Source organism: Microbacterium galbinum, from assembly GCF_023091225.1.
Classification (GTDB): Bacteria; Actinomycetota; Actinomycetes; order Actinomycetales; family Microbacteriaceae; genus Microbacterium; species Microbacterium galbinum.
Window position 1 is genome coordinate 2,770,485 of sequence record NZ_JAHWXM010000001.1, and the last position, 14,993, is coordinate 2,785,477.

The 14,993-nt window shown below is 69.6% G+C and carries 12 protein-coding genes; 8 read left to right on the plus strand and 4 right to left on the minus strand.

The annotated features are described in order from the left end of the window. Positions 1 to 9: 9 nt before the first annotated feature. A complete protein-coding gene (locus KZC52_RS13285) occupies positions 10 to 936 on the plus strand; it encodes a polysaccharide deacetylase family protein (protein WP_247624522.1) in 927 nt (308 codons plus the stop codon). Beyond that, positions 933 to 2,285, plus strand: coding sequence for an MFS transporter (locus KZC52_RS13290; RefSeq protein WP_247624523.1), 1,353 nt, complete (start codon positions 933 to 935; stop codon positions 2,283 to 2,285). The genes KZC52_RS13285 and KZC52_RS13290 overlap by 4 nt, the downstream gene beginning before the upstream one ends. Positions 2,286 to 2,428: 143 nt before the next feature. On the opposite strand, the gene galE is transcribed toward KZC52_RS13290, so the two are convergent. The 3 genes from galE to galT form a co-directional block, all read right to left on the minus strand. Further along, positions 2,429 to 3,406 (minus strand): UDP-glucose 4-epimerase GalE, encoded by a 978-nt coding sequence (gene galE / locus KZC52_RS13295; protein ID WP_247624524.1) that lies wholly within the window; start codon positions 3,404 to 3,406, stop codon positions 2,429 to 2,431. Between the two features lie 100 nt (positions 3,407 to 3,506). Next, entirely contained in the window at positions 3,507 to 4,721 is a 1,215-nt protein-coding gene (galK, locus tag KZC52_RS13300) for a galactokinase (protein ID WP_247624525.1), read from the minus strand. Next, positions 4,718 to 5,911: a galactose-1-phosphate uridylyltransferase gene (galT, locus tag KZC52_RS13305; protein ID WP_247624762.1), complete on the minus strand. Its 1,194-nt coding sequence runs from the start codon at positions 5,909 to 5,911 to the stop codon at positions 4,718 to 4,720. Before galT ends, galK begins: the two co-directional genes overlap by 4 nt. Positions 5,912 to 6,028: 117 nt before the next feature. On the opposite strand from galT, the gene KZC52_RS13310 reads away from it, so the two are divergent. Next, positions 6,029 to 7,006, plus strand: coding sequence for a LacI family DNA-binding transcriptional regulator (locus KZC52_RS13310; RefSeq protein WP_247624763.1), 978 nt, complete (start codon positions 6,029 to 6,031; stop codon positions 7,004 to 7,006). A 36-nt stretch (positions 7,007 to 7,042) separates the two neighbouring features. On the opposite strand, the gene KZC52_RS13315 is transcribed toward KZC52_RS13310, so the two are convergent. Then, positions 7,043 to 11,356, minus strand: coding sequence for a type VII secretion EssC family protein (locus KZC52_RS13315; protein ID WP_247624764.1), 4,314 nt, complete (start codon positions 11,354 to 11,356; stop codon positions 7,043 to 7,045). On the opposite strand from KZC52_RS13315, the gene KZC52_RS13320 reads away from it, so the two are divergent. The 5 genes from KZC52_RS13320 (at position 11,237) to KZC52_RS13340 (ending at position 14,964) form a co-directional block, all read left to right on the plus strand. Further along, positions 11,237 to 11,524: a hypothetical protein gene (locus KZC52_RS13320; protein ID WP_247624768.1), complete on the plus strand. Its 288-nt coding sequence runs from the start codon at positions 11,237 to 11,239 to the stop codon at positions 11,522 to 11,524. The two genes, KZC52_RS13315 and KZC52_RS13320, sit on opposite strands and share 120 nt — an antisense overlap. Before the next feature lie 272 nt (positions 11,525 to 11,796). Next, the gene (locus tag KZC52_RS13325) at positions 11,797 to 12,090 is read left to right on the plus strand and encodes a WXG100 family type VII secretion target (RefSeq protein WP_247624526.1); all 294 of its coding nucleotides are present in this window, start codon (positions 11,797 to 11,799) and stop codon (positions 12,088 to 12,090) included. A 96-nt stretch (positions 12,091 to 12,186) separates the two neighbouring features. Beyond that, on the plus strand, positions 12,187 to 12,456 hold the full coding sequence (locus tag KZC52_RS13330) for a hypothetical protein (protein ID WP_247624527.1): 270 nt from the start codon (positions 12,187 to 12,189) through the stop codon (positions 12,454 to 12,456). Positions 12,457 to 12,466: 10 nt separating this feature from the next. Then, on the plus strand, positions 12,467 to 14,440 hold the full coding sequence (locus tag KZC52_RS13335; protein ID WP_247624528.1) for a hypothetical protein: 1,974 nt from the start codon (positions 12,467 to 12,469) through the stop codon (positions 14,438 to 14,440). Beyond that, complete coding sequence (locus KZC52_RS13340) at positions 14,437 to 14,964, plus strand: hypothetical protein (protein WP_247624529.1); 528 nt, start codon at positions 14,437 to 14,439, stop codon at positions 14,962 to 14,964. The genes KZC52_RS13335 and KZC52_RS13340 overlap by 4 nt, the downstream gene beginning before the upstream one ends. Positions 14,965 to 14,993: the final 29 nt, after the last annotated feature.

Consider the following 14,993-nt stretch of genomic DNA (forward strand, 5'->3'; position numbering starts at 1 on the left):
GACCCGACGATGACCGCACCCTCCGACCTGATCGAACGGCTGGGGCACGCCCCCGGAACCCGCGCCATCATCCTCAACGCCGATGACTTCGGCATGTGCCATGCGGCCAACGTCGCGATCGCCGAACTGCTGGATGCCGGCCACGTCGACTCCGCCACGATCATGGTGCCGTGCTCGTGGTCGCCCGAGGCCTTCGCGTTCGCGGCATCCCGCACCGACCTCGACGTCGGCGTGCATCTGGTGCTCACCAGCGAGTGGACCCGCTACCGCTGGCGCCCGCTCACGGCCGCTGCCTCACTCGTCGACGGTGACGGGTTCTTCCCCGTCGACGTCGTCGCGGTCGAGACCCGCGCGACGTACGACGAGGTCGCCGCCGAGATCGCCGCGCAGCTGCGCACCGCGCTCGACGCCGGCGTCGACGTCACGCACCTCGACAACCACATGGGCTCGGTCTACGGCCTCGCCACCGGCCGCGACTTCCTCGAGCAGGTGTTCGCGCTGGCCGCCGCCAACGGGCTCCCCTTCCGCCTCCCGCGCCGCATGGACGGCGCCGAAGCGGATGCCGAGCTGTGCGACAAGCTCGCGCGCGCCGCCGCCGCGGCCGACTCGCTCGGTGTGGAGATCATCGACCGGCTGTGGTCGCACCCCTTCGAACTCGTCGGCGAGGGCACTGCGGCGGAGGAGACCTACGAGCAGGTGCGCGACGGCTTCGTGACCTTGCTGCGCGCGGTGCCCGCGGGGGTCACCGAGATCTACCTGCATCCGATGGTCGACGGTGAGGAGCTGCGGGCCGCCGTGGACTTCGCCTCACCGAAGCGGGAGTTCGAGCGACGACTGCTCGCCGACCCCGTCGTGCTCCGGGTCATCGAAGACGAAGGACTCGTGCGCATCGGCTGGCGGGCGCTGCGCGATCTGCAGAGAGGCGCCACACGATGACCACCTTCACCGAGCGTCTGCGCGACCGGCGGCTCGACGCCGCCCCCACCCGGGCGCAGTCGATCGCGTTCGGTGCCTCCGGGTTCCCCACGCAGTTGATGGCGCAGACCTTCTCGGCGTTCATCGTCTACTTCTACGTCTCGCACCTCGCGGTGCCGGCGGGGTGGGTGGCCGCGGCGATGATCGCCCACGGCATCCTGAATGCGGTGCTCAACCCGTTCGTCGGCGCGATCTCCGATCGCCTGCGCACCCCGTGGGGGCGCCGCATCCCGTGGATCGGCCTCGGGATCGTGCCGCTGGTCGTGGCGTTCGCGCTGGTGTGGATGCCGCCGGAGCTGCCCACCGCGGGCATCATCGCCTGGTTCCTCGTGGTCGTGGCCGTGTACGACATCGCCTACGTGGTGGTCGTGCTCAACATCTCGGCCCTGTTCCCCGAGATCTTCCGCACCACCGACGAGCGTGCGCGGGGCAACGTCCCCCGGCAGATCTTCGCGATCCTCGGCATGATCCTCGGCACCGCCGGAGCACCGCTGCTCTACGCCTCGCCGATCGGCTGGCCCGGTATGGCGATCGTGCTCGGCACGGTCTGCCTCGCGTTCCTCGTCTGGTCGTTCGCGGGCGGGATGGTCGAGCGGCGCGTGCCCGAGGCATCCGTCGCGGCTCCGCTGCCGTTCGGCATGCAGATGCGGTACACGCTCGCGAACCGGGCCTTCGTGCCCTATGTGATCGGCTCGCTGTTCATCCAGACGGCGATCGCCGTGATCCTCGCCGCGCTCCCCTTCTACGTGCGCTACTCGCTGGGAGCCCCCGAGGGGGAGGGCAGCATCCTGCTGGGCGCGATCTTCGTGACCGCCATCCCGGCGATCGTGCTGTGGAGCGCGGTCGTTCGTCGCACCAGTCCGCGCACCGCACTGCTGTGGAGCGTGGCCGTCTTCGGACTCTCGGTGCTCGGGTTCCTCGCCCCGACGAGCATCCTCGCCGCAGCCCTCGTGGGCGTCGCGGTCGGCATCGGCGTCGGCGGTCTGCTGCAGCTTCTCGAAGTCGTGCTGGCGCAGATCATCGACGAGGATGCCATGCGCACCGGGCACCGTCGGGAGGGCGCCTACTTCGGGGTCAACGGTTTCATCGTGCGCGGCTCCGTGGTGCTGCAGGCGATCGTCGCCGCGTGGGTGCTCACGGCATCCGGGTTCGATGCCACGCTCGGCGACGCGCAGCCCGACGCGGTGGACGGCGGCATCCGTCTGATGCTCGCCGTCATCCCCGTCGGCTTCGTCGCCCTCGCCTGGATCTGCTTCTTCCTCTACCCCATCCGCACCCGCGACCTGGCCGCCGCTAACCCAGCAAGCTGAGAGCGCTCGTACCCGCCCCTACTGCCATGCCACTGGCGGGCGCAGGGATGCCGCCGGCGCGAGCATCGGGAGGGGACCCGCTTGCGGGGAGGGCGCCCGTTCTGCGAGTGACGGCGGCATCCCGGAGCTCGCCCCACAAGAAACTAAGAAGAAGAAACCCGAGCCTCCCAGCCCGTACGCACCATCTCGTCGACCGAATACCGCATCCGCCAGTCGAGGTCGCGGGCGGCGAGGGTGCCGTCGGCGACGATGCGGTCGGGGTCGCCGGGGCGGCGCGGGCCGATCTCGGGGGCGAACTCGACGCCGGTGACGCGCACCATCGCATCCATGATCTGCTTCACACTGAGGCCGTCGCCCGAGCCGAGGTTGTAGGCGGGCTCGATCGGCTCACCGGCGGCGAGACGCTGCGCGGCGGCGACGTGCGCGGCGGCGATGTCGCCCACGTGCACGTAGTCGCGCACGTTGGTGCCGTCTTCGGTGTCGTAGTCGTCGCCGTTGATGCGCGGGGTGCGCCCCTCGAGCAGCGCCTCGAACACGATCGGGAAAAGGTTGTGCGGGCTGACGTCGTAGACCGTCGGGTCGGCCGATCCGACGACGTTGAAGTAGCGCAGCGAGGTGTGCCGCAGCGGGGTCGCCGACTCGGCGGTGGCGACCGCCTGGTCGCGCAGCAGCCATTCGCCGATGAGCTTCGATTCGCCGTAGGGGCTCGCGGGCTTCTTGGCCGTGTCCTCGACGACGAGGGCGACGTCGGGGGTGCCGTAGACGGCGGCCGACGACGAGAAGACGATGTTCGCGACGCCCGCGGCCTCCATCGCCTCGAGGATCACGCGGGTGCCCTCGACGTTCTGCGCGTAGGTGTGCAGCGGGCGCTGCACCGAGACGCCGGCGTACTTGTAGCCGGCGACGTGGATGACGCCCTGGGCGTCGTGGTCGCGGAGCGCCTTCTCGACGAGGTCGCGGTCGAGGATGCTGCCCTGCACGAAGGGCACGCCCTCCGGAACGAACGAGGCGACACCGCTCGACAGGTCGTCGAGGACGACCGGGGTGAGCCCGGCATCCGCGAGGGCGCGGACGACGTGCGAGCCGATGTAGCCGGCGCCGCCGGTGACGATCCAGGACATTGCGTTCCTCTCCGGCCGCGCACGACCGCGCGACTCCGGGTTCGATTCTCTCAGGCGGATGCTGTGGACTGCGGCGCCGCCGTCACCGATACAGTGCCGGTCACGCGTCGCGGTGCGCGCCCGCCGACGGCACGACCGTGAACAGATGCGGGGCGGTGAAGCCCGCGTCGGCGAAGGCCGCGGTCACGGCATCCGACACGGCTGCGACGGCATCCTGTTCGATCAGCGCGATCGCCGCGCCGCCGAATCCGCCACCCGTCATGCGCGCGCCGAGCGCGCCGGCGGCCAGCGCGGCCTCGACGGCCGTGTCGAGCTCGGCCACCGAGATCTCGAAGTCATCGCGCATCGAGGCGTGCGAGGCGACCAGCAGGTCGCCGATCGCGCGGGCGCCCTGCTCGCGCAGCACGCGCACCGTGTCGAGTACGCGCTGGTTCTCGGTGACGATGTGCCGCACGCGGCGGAAGGTCACGTCGTCCATGAGCTCTTCGGCGCGGGGGAGGTCGGAGGTCGACACGTCGCGCAGGCTGGGCACGCCCATGATCTCGGCGCCGAGCTCGCACGAGGCGCGGCGCTCTCCGTAGCCGCCCGTGGAGTGGGCGTGCTTGACGCGCGTGTCCATGACGAGGATCGCGAGACCGGCCTCGGCGACGCCGACCGTGACGAGCTGCGCTTCGAGAGAGCGGCAGTCGAGGAAGATCGCGGCATCGGTCTCGCCGAGCATCGATGCCATCTGGTCCATGATGCCGGTGGGCGCGCCGACCGCCTCGTTCTCGGCGCGGCGGCCCACGCGGGCGAGCGCGGTGCGGTCGAGTCCGGTGTGCCAGAGGTCGTTCAGCGCGGTCGCGGTCGCACCCTCGATCGCCGCCGACGACGACAGCCCGGCGCCCACGGGCACGTCGGAGGCGATCGCGATGTCGACCCCGCGGAAGGCGCCCTCGGGAGCCGCGAGACGCAGCGCCCACGCGACGCCGAGCGGGTACGCGGCCCACTCCGGAACGGCCGGCGTCTCCTCACTGGGTCCCTGAGCCCGTCGAAGGGTCGGGAACAGCCCGTCGAGTTCGTCGATCCCGACCTCGACCGTCTCGTCGGAGAAGGTCGAGACGACGCGGATGCGGGCGTCGTCGCGCAGTCCGACGGCGGCGACCGTGCGGTGCGGGATCGCGAACGGCAGCACGAAGCCCTCGTTGTAGTCGGTGTGCTCGCCGATGAGGTTGACGCGCCCGGGTGCCGACCAGATGCCGTCCGGGGTGCGGTCGGTCAGCTCGGCGAACAGTGCGCGCGCGGCATCCTGAGCGGTGGTCTCCGTGACGGTCATGCGGGGGTCTCCTCGGAGGTCGGAGCGGATGCCGCGGCTGCGGCCTCGGCGGACGCGATCGCGTCGCGGATGCGGGCCGCCCCCTGCTCGGGGGTGACCTCGGCGGCCCAAGCCCACATCGCGGCCTCGGAGCCGGCGAGGAACTTGAGCTTGTCGGCGGCGCGGCGCGGGCTCGTGAGCTGCAGGTGAAGGCGCACGGTGTCGCGGCCGACGTTCACCGGTGCCTGGTGCCAGGCGGCGATGTACGGGGTGGGGGTGTCGTAGAGCGCGTCGACACCGCGCAGCAGACGCAGGTAGAGCGGGGCGAGTTCGTCGCGCTCGGCCTCGGCCGTGGCGGCGAAGTCGGGCACGTGGCGGTGCGGCATCAGGTGCACCTCGAGGGGCCAGCGGGCGGCGAAGGGCACGAAGGCGGTCCAGTGCTCGCCGTGGAAGACGACGCGCTCGGAGGCCTGCTCGAACTCCAGGATGCGGGCGAACAGGTCCGGCGCCGTGCGGTCGATCGAGTCGAGCAGTTTGGCCGTGCGCGGGGTGACGTACGGGTACGCGTAGATCTGCCCGTGCGGGTGCGGCAGGGTGACGCCGATCGCTTCGCCGCGGTTCTCGAACGGGAAGATCTGCTGGATGCCGGGCAGCTGCGAGAGCGCGGCGGTGCGGTCGGCCCAGGCCTCGATCACGGTGCGGGCGCGGGTGACCGACTGGGTGCCGAACGATCCCGAGTGCTCGGGGCTGAAGCACACGACCTCGCACCGGCCGACCGAGGTGCGGGTGCGGCCGAGCCCGAGGGCGTCGAGGTCGTCGAGGCCGCGGGGGGCGTCGCTCGCCGCGGGGGCGGTGCCGACCGCCTCGGCGAGGGCGGGGCCGAACGCGGGGGAGCGGTTTTCGAACACCGCGACGTCGTAGCGCGAGGGCACCTCCGACGGGTTGGTCGGGGTCTGCGGGGCGAGCGGGTCGGCGTCGGCGCTCGGCATCATGACGCGGTTCTGCCGGTTGGCCGCCACGGTGATCCAGTCACCGGTGAGCACGTCCTGCCGCATGGTCGCGGTGGCGGGCCGCGGATCGAGCGTGCGGGCGTCGACGGCGCGCTCGGCGCCGAGCGTCGTGTCGGGGTCGTCGTAGTAGATGATGTCGCGGCCGTCGGCGAGCAGCGTCGCGCGCTTGACGATGCCGGCGCTCAGGGTCGAGGTGCGCATCTCCGCAGATTCAGGCGTGTTCACGTAAACATGGTAGATCCGCGGCCGTGATTACGTCAACATGGAGGAGTGAACGACCCCACCCCCTCTCCGCGACCGACGTCGGGCCGCGTCTCGATGGCGATGGTCGCCGCTCGCGCCGGGGTGTCGGGGCAGACCGTCTCGCGCGTCGTCAACGACAGCCCGCGCGTCGATCCCGCCACCCGCGCCCGGGTCGAGCGGGCCATGTCCGACCTCGGCTACCGCCCGCACCGCGCCGCCCGCGCGCTGCGCACCGGGCGCTCGCAGACCATCGGCCTGGTCGTGACGACGCTCGCCACGGTCGGCAACTCGCGGATGCTGCAGGCCGCCGCCGAAGCCGCCGCCGACCGCGGTTACGCCCTCACGGTCGTCACGGCCGCCGCGGGATCCGCCGGGGTCGACGCGGCCTTCGACCGGCTGGCCGAGCAGGAGGTCGACGGCGCGATCGTGCTGAACGAAGCCTCCGCGCTCGTGCCTGCCGCCGCACGCCCCGCGGGGCTGCGTCTCGTGGTGGTCGATGCGATCGCCGATCACGGCCTTCGCGCTGTGCACAGCGATCACGCGGGAGGAGCAGCCGCCGCCACCCGGCACCTGCTCGACCTCGGCCACGAGACTGTGCACCACCTCGCCGGACCCGCCGACTCCTTCGCCGCCGCCGAGCGCGAACGCGGCTGGCGCGAGACGCTCGTCGCCCACGGCATCCGTCCGCCCGCCGTCGTGCGCGGCGACTGGTCGTCGGACTCGGGGCACGCCGCCGCCGGGTCGTTGGCCGCGGCATCCGCCGTCTTCTGCGCCAACGACCAGATGGCGCTCGGACTCGTGCGGGGCCTGGAGGACGCGGGCCGCCGGGTGCCGACCGATGTCGGGGTCGTCGGGTTCGACGACGTGCCGGATGCCGCGAACTACCGCCCGCCGCTCACCACGATCCGGCAGGACTTCGCGGCCCTCGCCGACCGCGCGGTCGCCGCGCTGGTCGCCGAGATCGAGGGGGGAACGGATGCCGAGGCCGAGGCGCCTGCGACGTCGGTCGTCCCGACGTCGCTGGTCGTGCGTTCGAGCACCACGGCCCGCTGACCCCGGGCCCGCTGACCCCGGGCCCTCAGCCCCCCGCTACGGCTGGGCGACATGGACGCCCGTCACCGCGCCGCCCCGCACCAGGAAGCCCCGACCGGGCGGGAAGTCCGCGCGCCGGGCGCGGGGGAAGTTCGCGGTGTAGACGCTGGGCATGTCGTTGGCATCCGGCTGGAGCGCGAGTCCCCATCGCGCGCCGCGGAGGGGGCTCGCGAGTTCCCAGACCGAGGTGAGCGTGGCGTTCTCGCCCTCGACGATCACGGTGAGGTCGCTGCGGCGCAGCAGTTTGAGCAGCGTCGCCAGGGCGGACTCGTCACCGCTGCCGTCGAAACCGCCGACGTCCTCGATGACCACGATGCCCTGATGCCCGGCACGAGGGAACGCGAGCTGCGCTCGGGCCGGTTCGGGCTCGTCGGCGGCAGCGCCGGTGCTGCCGATCAGCGGGATCGCCGAGAGCAGCGACGCCGTTGACGACCGCGGCGTCCCGCCGAGCGCCTCGATGAGCGCCGTGATGAGATCCGGGCGATCCTGCGCGGAGTCGCCGCGATGGCTCCACGCGACGTCGTGGGCCAGCGTCGACGCACGCGGTGAGAGCAGGGCGAGATCGAGCGAGATGCCGTGCTTCGCGGCGTGCGCGTGCCGGGCGGCCAGGATGCTGCGCACCGCAGTGGTGCGCCCTGATCCCGCCGGTCCCGTGACCAGCATCATGCCGGTGAGGGGCACGTCGACGGCGGTGAGGCGAGTGGTCTCGACGGCGAACGCCTGGGGGTTTGCGGCGCGGGGCAGCTCGTGTCGCGCGAGCGAGGTCGGGACTTCCGGGATGCCGGGTGCGTTCTCGATCCCGCGGGAGCGCAGTGTCTGCGCGATGTGTACGAGTGCGGTGTCGAGGGCCTCGTCGTCGGGTGCGGATGCGGGCATGGCGAACTGCACTTCCCGCTCGGACGAGAGATGCATGGCCCGTCCTGCCGGGGCGGTGCGCAGCATGTCGGCCGATGCGCCGACCATGCCGTAGTCGTGGTCGGCGAGCATGCGCAGCACGAACGTCTCGCCGATGCTCGCCGCGATGGCACTCGGCAGCGACATCGCGCGCTCGCTGGCGAGGACCACGTGCACGCCGACGTGCCGCCCCGCGCGGAGGATGTCGACGAGTGCGGTGAACATGCCGGTGTCGGGTCCGTGGTGCTCGTACAGATCGCGGAAGGCCCCGAATCCGTCGAGCAGGAGGATGACGGGCGAGGCCGGAGACCGATCGTTCTCGCGCTCGTCGATGAGGTCGCGGATCATTCCGAGCAGGCGCACGGCGCGATCGGTGTCGTCGGCCGGCACGATGTCGCCGGTGGCGGGCAGCCCGATGAGCGTGGCCAGTCGTCCGCTCGCGGCATCGATGCCGTAGATCCGCGTCCTCTCGTCGCGCAGGATCGCTGCGATCGCGAAGGTGATGAGTGCCGTGGTCTTCCCGGCGCCGGGCGCACCGAAGATCGCGACATTGCCGGCTGCCTTGAGGTCGACGATCTGATCGGTCTGACGCTGCTGCGTGGGGTCATCGACGCGACCGACCGATATGAGCAGATCGGAGTCGGTGGCGCTGCCCGCGGCTTCGCCGGGCAGGGCGATGAATGCGGGCAGCTGATCGACCCAGGGTTTGCGAGGGCGTTCGAGTCGCAGGGTGTCGGCGGCGACTTGGATGTTGCGCACCAGGCGCTCGATGTCACGAGCGGATGCCGCGGCCCCCGTGTCTCCGCCGGCGCGTTCCGGGGCGATGGCCCACGGTCGGGCGTGCCCGAACCTCAGGTCGCTCAGGTCGATGGCATCACGGCGCTGGCCGTCGGAGCGTCCGCCCAGGTAGGCGGTCTGGAAGTGCACGACCCGGCCGGCACCGATCTTGACCACGGCCCGCCCCGGCGTCTCCGGGGCGAAGTGCGCGGCATCCGCGATTCCGATGACGTCGTTGCTGTCGCTCGCATCGGCCATGCGCAGCGCGACGCGGAGGTTGGTGTTGGCGCGCAGGTTGTCGCCGATGACACCGGCGGGGCGCTGCGTCGCCATGATGAGATGCAGCCCGAGCGAGCGCCCGCGCTGGGCGATGTCGATGACGCCGTCGACGAACTCCGGGATCTCCTTCGCCAGGGCGGCGAACTCGTCGATGACGATGAGCAGGAGGGGCGGGGCGGCGACCTCGGAGCGCCGCTCGAGACCGGAGAGGTCCTTCGCTCCGTGCTCGTTGAGGAGCTCCTCCCGGTAACGCAGCTCGGCCCGCAGTGAGGTGAGCGCGCGGCGCACCAGGTGCTGGTCGAGGTCGGTGACGAGGCCGACGGTATGGGGCAGGGCCACGCAGTCGGCGAAGGCCGCCCCGCCCTTGTAGTCGACGAGCAGGAAGGTGACGCGGTCGGGGGAATACGCCGCGGCGAGCGACAGGATCCACGTCTGCAGGAACTCCGACTTGCCCGCGCCTGTCGTGCCGCCGACGAGGGCGTGAGGGCCGTGGGTGCGCAGGTCGATCTCGACGGTTCCGGCGTCGCTCTGGCCGATGCGGGCGGGAAGGGTGCCGGGGTCGCGCTCGGCGCCCGGCGTCCAACGGCTCGTGAGCGAGTCGGTGCTCTCCCAGCCGGCGATGACCTCGCGGGGGTCGTCGAGCAGGTTGCGCCGATCGATGTCGGCGAGCTTCACGCTCCGGGGCAGGTCGCTCTCGTCGAGGACTCGAGCGCCGGCGTCGACGACGGGAGTGAGACTGCGGGCGAAAGCCTCGGCCTCGGGCACGTCCACACGTTCGACGGTGTCGAGCGTCACGACGGTTCCCGAGCGTACGAAATGCGCGGTCGTCGGCGTCGTGGTCGCGTCGACGGTCGTGCGGCAGGCGGCCGGGACATCGGCCATCGAGCGTGCCGCCCAGATCACGTGCACGCCGACGTCGGGTCCGTCCTCGGCGAGGCCCACGAGGCGGGTGAGGTCCTGCTCCGCGTCGTCGTCGCCGGCGACGACGAGCACGATGATCGTGGGCAGCAGGGGTTGCTTCTGCACGGCGGCGAGTCGGGAGTCGGTGTCGGATGCCTGGGACTGGTCCCGCGATCGGATCGTGCGTGACGAGGCGGATGCCGTGCGGGTCGCGATGATCCCCTCGAGCTCCGTCAGCAGGAGCGCCCGGTCGCGCGCGGTCGCCGTGAGGTGCGGGGTGCGGATCGGGCTGTAGACCGAATCGGCGTGCGGCACCCATTTGAGCCAGTCCCAGTCGGCTTCCGTGTGCCTGCCCGTCGCGGCATCCGTGCCGGCGTGGGTCTGGGCGTTCGTCTCGGCGTCGGGCAGGAAGGCCGTGAAGACCACGTCCGCGGGGGAGTGCAGCCCGAAGAGCTGCACGAGCACCGAGCGCGTGATCGAATCGGCCCAGACGCCCTCTCCGGCGATGCCGAGCGACCCGCTCAGGTCGAGGCGTTCGAGAACCGGAACGTCGGCGATCGATGACAGCGCGGTGTGGGCGTCTTCGACCTGGGCCCAGTCCTCGGTGGTGGAGGATCCGCGGGAGGGGAGGTCGAGCACGGTGCGGCTGGGCAGCTCGCCGCTGCCGAGGCGGATCTCGAGGTAGGAGCGATGCTCCGACCGTCGCGTCCAGAGCACCGGAGTGCGGTCGCGAGCCGCGGCGAGCAGGTCGGCGAGCGGCACGCTCTCCTGCTGGCGAGCGGGACGCTCGACCTCGTGGCGTCGCGTCACCTCGTCGCGCACGGTCGCCAGCGTTTCGGTGAACTCGCGACGCTGCTTCTTCAGCCGACGGCGCTGTCCGACGCGGCCGTCGAGCCAGCTGCCGATCATGATGAGCGGCGACAGCGCGACGAAGGCGATGCTGAGGGCCGACTGGGTGACGGCGAAGAGAGCCGCACCCATGGCGAGAGGCGCCACCATCGCGACGAGCGGGAAGCGCGAGGGCTCGGCCGGGGTGGGCGGCGAGGGTAGTTCGAGCGGCGTCGGCGCATGCACGGGATCGACCCGGGGAGACCGCTGATGGCGCACGGTCGCGCGGGCCCGGGGAGCGTCCGGTCCACCGGTGGCGACGGGATGGATGCGCAGGTGCACGTCGCCCAGACGCAGCACGGTGGGGTGCGAGAGGTGGGTCGGGGCCGTCAGGCGATGCAGTTCGCCGGATGCCGTGACGAGGTCGGTGCCGTTCGCGGAACCGAGGTCTCGCACGCTGCGGATCGGTCCGAACGCGGTCATCTCGAGGTGGTGCCGGGAGACGCTGCGATCATGCAATTCGACGCGATTCGTGCGCTCGCGGCCGATACCGTTCTCACCCTGAATGATGGTATATCGCGCACCGGATTGCGCCCCGTCGAGAACGTCGATGTATCCCGCTGGCTCGACCATTCGCTCCGCATTTCCGGCGTCCTGCTCGCGAATTACCTCGATAACCGCTCCAGCCTGCACGCCCGATATACCAATCGGATCGGCGGGGTCGAGAACGACGGCCCTCCCGCCGCGACGGTGAACGAGGATCGTCAGCGACGCCGTCCGGTCGAGGGCATGCGGGAGTAGTCGTCCGTCGCCCGCTCCGGCGCGGATGACGGTGCGGGCGAGGTCGGCGACCGTCGCGGTGACGTCGGCCGTCACGACGATGTCGCGCGCGCGATTCTGACCGTCCTGCCCGGTTTCGAGCAGCGTGAACTTGAGCCTCACAGACCCCCCTGTCGGCCGCGTCCCGAATTGGTATATCGCCAGAATTGGCGATTTTGCGAACGCGTTCGGCTAATGTAACCGATCGGGGGCGCGAGAAATCATCTCGTGCCGAGAAATCGGAGGATGTTGTCATGGCGAATGTGAAGCTCAGCTACGACGAGATGGACGCGGCGGCGAAGGACCTCGACGCCGGCCGCGAAGAGATCACGCAGAAGCTGCAGGGTATGCAGACGAAGATCCAGGGGCTCGTGGCCTCGGGCTTCGTGACCGACCAGGCCTCGGGAAAGTTCAACGATGCCTACACGCGCTACACGCAGAGCGCGAACACCGTGATCGCCCAGCTGACCGAGATCTCGGCGTTCATCAGCGGCACGGCTAACGCGGGTCGCGAGTTCGACTCCCAGATCGCCTCGAAGATCAACTGATCGCGATCGAGCGCCGTCGATGACGAGGCGTGTCTCTCGGGTGTGCCCAGTGGTGCACCTCTGAGGCACGCCTCGCTCGAGTTGGGGGGATGAGCGATGAAGGTCGATTACGGATCGCTGGAGGCTGCGGCCTCTGCTTTGTCGACGGCTGCCTCGGTAGTGACGTCGGAGAAGGCGGTTCCGGGTGAACTCGGTTCGGGCGCATCCGGTCCGGATGGTGCGCATACCGGTGCGCATTCGGAGCGGAAGTCCGTGGCGCAGGCCATGAGTGAGGCGATGATCGGACAGAGCAAGGCGTGCACCGAGCTGGTGTCGCTGTTCAAGCTGCTGGACGCGCAGATCGCTTCCCAGGTGCCGGGCGTATAGGAGGGGTGAGATGACGGCAGGAGATGTGGCGCTCGCGGGTGACTCCGCGACCGTGCGGGACGTCGGGGCCGATCTGCGAGGGCGGACTTTCGGCGCGGATGTCGGAGCGAAACTGATCGAGGCGTCGTCCGGACTGGGCCTCCAGTCGGGCAACGCGGTGTCGATCGACCGACTCGTGGCGGTGATCCAGGCGGCGCTGGCGCCGGCGGGTCTGGTGCAGGCCGCGGACCTTTCGTGGGGTGACGCAGCGGAAAGCCTCGGCGTGCAGATGGAGGAGATCGCGACGCGAACGCGGAACGAGAGGATCACGCTGGCCGACGCCAAGGCGACGGTCGTCATGAAGCAGGAAGCACTCGACTCGTACGATGCGTCGAGTGGTGAGGCCGACGACTACATGCGTTCCAGCCGGGGGCTCCAGCGTGCCGTCGACCATGCGGAGGATACGGTCGCGGCATCCGAGCAGCGGCTGGTCGGGTTGGATGAGGAACGACGAGGGATCGACGCGACAGCGAGTTCGAGCATCGGCACCGTTCGCTCCGAGTACGTGTCGACCCGAAAGGCGATCCCGTCGGTGCCGCACGTGTCGGCCGGGGTGTCTGTATCGGTCAGGATGCCGGACGGCAGTGTGCAGTCGGTGTCGGCCGTGGATCTCGCGAAGCTGAAGGACCCGGCGGCGATCCGCGCCGTCTGGGACGCGATGACGCCGGAACAACGGGAGAAGTTGATCACGGACTTCCCGATGCTGATCGGCAACCTCGAGGGGATTCCACTGCGCGATCGCAATACGGCGAACGTGATCACCGCGAAGGCTCATCGTGCCGAGCTCGAGAAGAACATCAAGATGCTGAAGCTTCTCGAGAAGCTGGGCACGCGCGTCGACGTGATCGACTTCGTCGCAGACCGTCAGGCGGGTGATCTCCCAGGAATCATCGCCGACATGGAGGGCGAGGCGAAGAGCATCGACGCGATGCTCGGCGACCGGAACGAGAATTACACGACGAAGAAGGGCGACGACGGCCAAGACGACCAGGTCGAAGGTCAACCCTTCGGCGTGTATCTGGTGTTTGACGAGAACGGTCGGAGGATCTCTCAGAACGGCACCGTTCTGGTCGGGTTCAATCCTCTCCGAGACAGTTACATCACCTTCCAAGGGATACTCGACCCGGTAACAGGCGACGTGCCTGCCTGGATGGATCAGGTGGGCGTGGTCATTCCGGGCACGACGTCCCGACTGGCGGGCTTCACAACAGACCTCGACAAGGGGAAGAACCTCATGTTCAACTCCGGAGCGCGGTCAGGCTATTTCACGTGGCACGGTGCGCCGATGCCGCAGTACGATTCGAGTCACCTCAACGAGGCGGCGCAGCAGGGATTCGCCGACGTCGCTGCGGCCCGGCTGGCAACCTTTGTCAATAGCCTCGGTATCGAACGCGGAACGGATGTGGTGCCGATCGGGCATAGCTACGGCGCTGCAGTGTTGGGAGGCGCCGAATACCTGGGGCTGAAAGCGGATCGCGTGGTGTACGTCGCTCCGGCGGGACTTGGGCATCACGTCGACGGGATCGAAGACTTTCCAGAGACGAAGGACGTCCCGCATTTCGCTCTTCAATCGAGAAACGATGCGATCGTGGGCTGGAATCAAGGCTTCGTACTTGGCAATATCGGTCATGGCCTGACCAATCCATTGACCGCAGACGGAGTCGTTCGGCTGGAGACGGGGTACGTCATTGCAGGCGACCCGAGTAGCGGAACGATTGAGAGCACCGGAGGTGGCGAAAGTCATACCTCCGTCTTTGACCCTCTGAGTACATCAATGAGGAATATCACCCGGGCAGTGAAGGGGGAGTCGGTGTCGCTCTATCACCCAGATGACGTCGAGTTCCGAGGCGGCTTCGCGCCGGTGATGGTCGATGTTCCCGGTTCCGGTGCAGCAAAACCTGAGGAGCTTGTCTCATCCCGCACCTTGGAGGAGGTTGACGGATGACTATTCAGAGAATGCGCAGTGTCGCACTCGCCGCTTTGGGCCTGTGCGCGCTGTTGTTGACCGGGTGCATCGGGATGAGTGCGGAGGAGAAGGTAGCGGTGCAGGAAGTGCAGTTGCAGGATTTCACTGACCAAGCGAATGGGTGGGGTGGTGAGATCCTCGCACAGATCCCGGAAGCCGAACTCGAACCCGGCGCTGAGTACGTCAACTACGGTGGCGTACGCCAGGTAAGCGACTACAACGCCGAGTGGCCGAAGTACTACTACTGGGCGACGATCGTCGAACTACGAGCAGACGGACCCCGCACCCCCACGAACATGGCGAATGATCTGGAACCCTGGCTGGAAGAGCAGGGCTGGAAGCGAAACTCCGCCAGCGAATTCCCGCCCGGCGAGGAGAGCTTCACGCGCGATTATCACCGTGAGGGCTACCGTCTCGCTATCGAAGTGTTCACGGAGCCCCCTCCCCGGGTGCAGTCTCTGCGCCTCTCGATCGTTACGCCGTACACCGACCCCGATCGATGAGCATGGGGTTGACCGTTTCGAGTACTCGG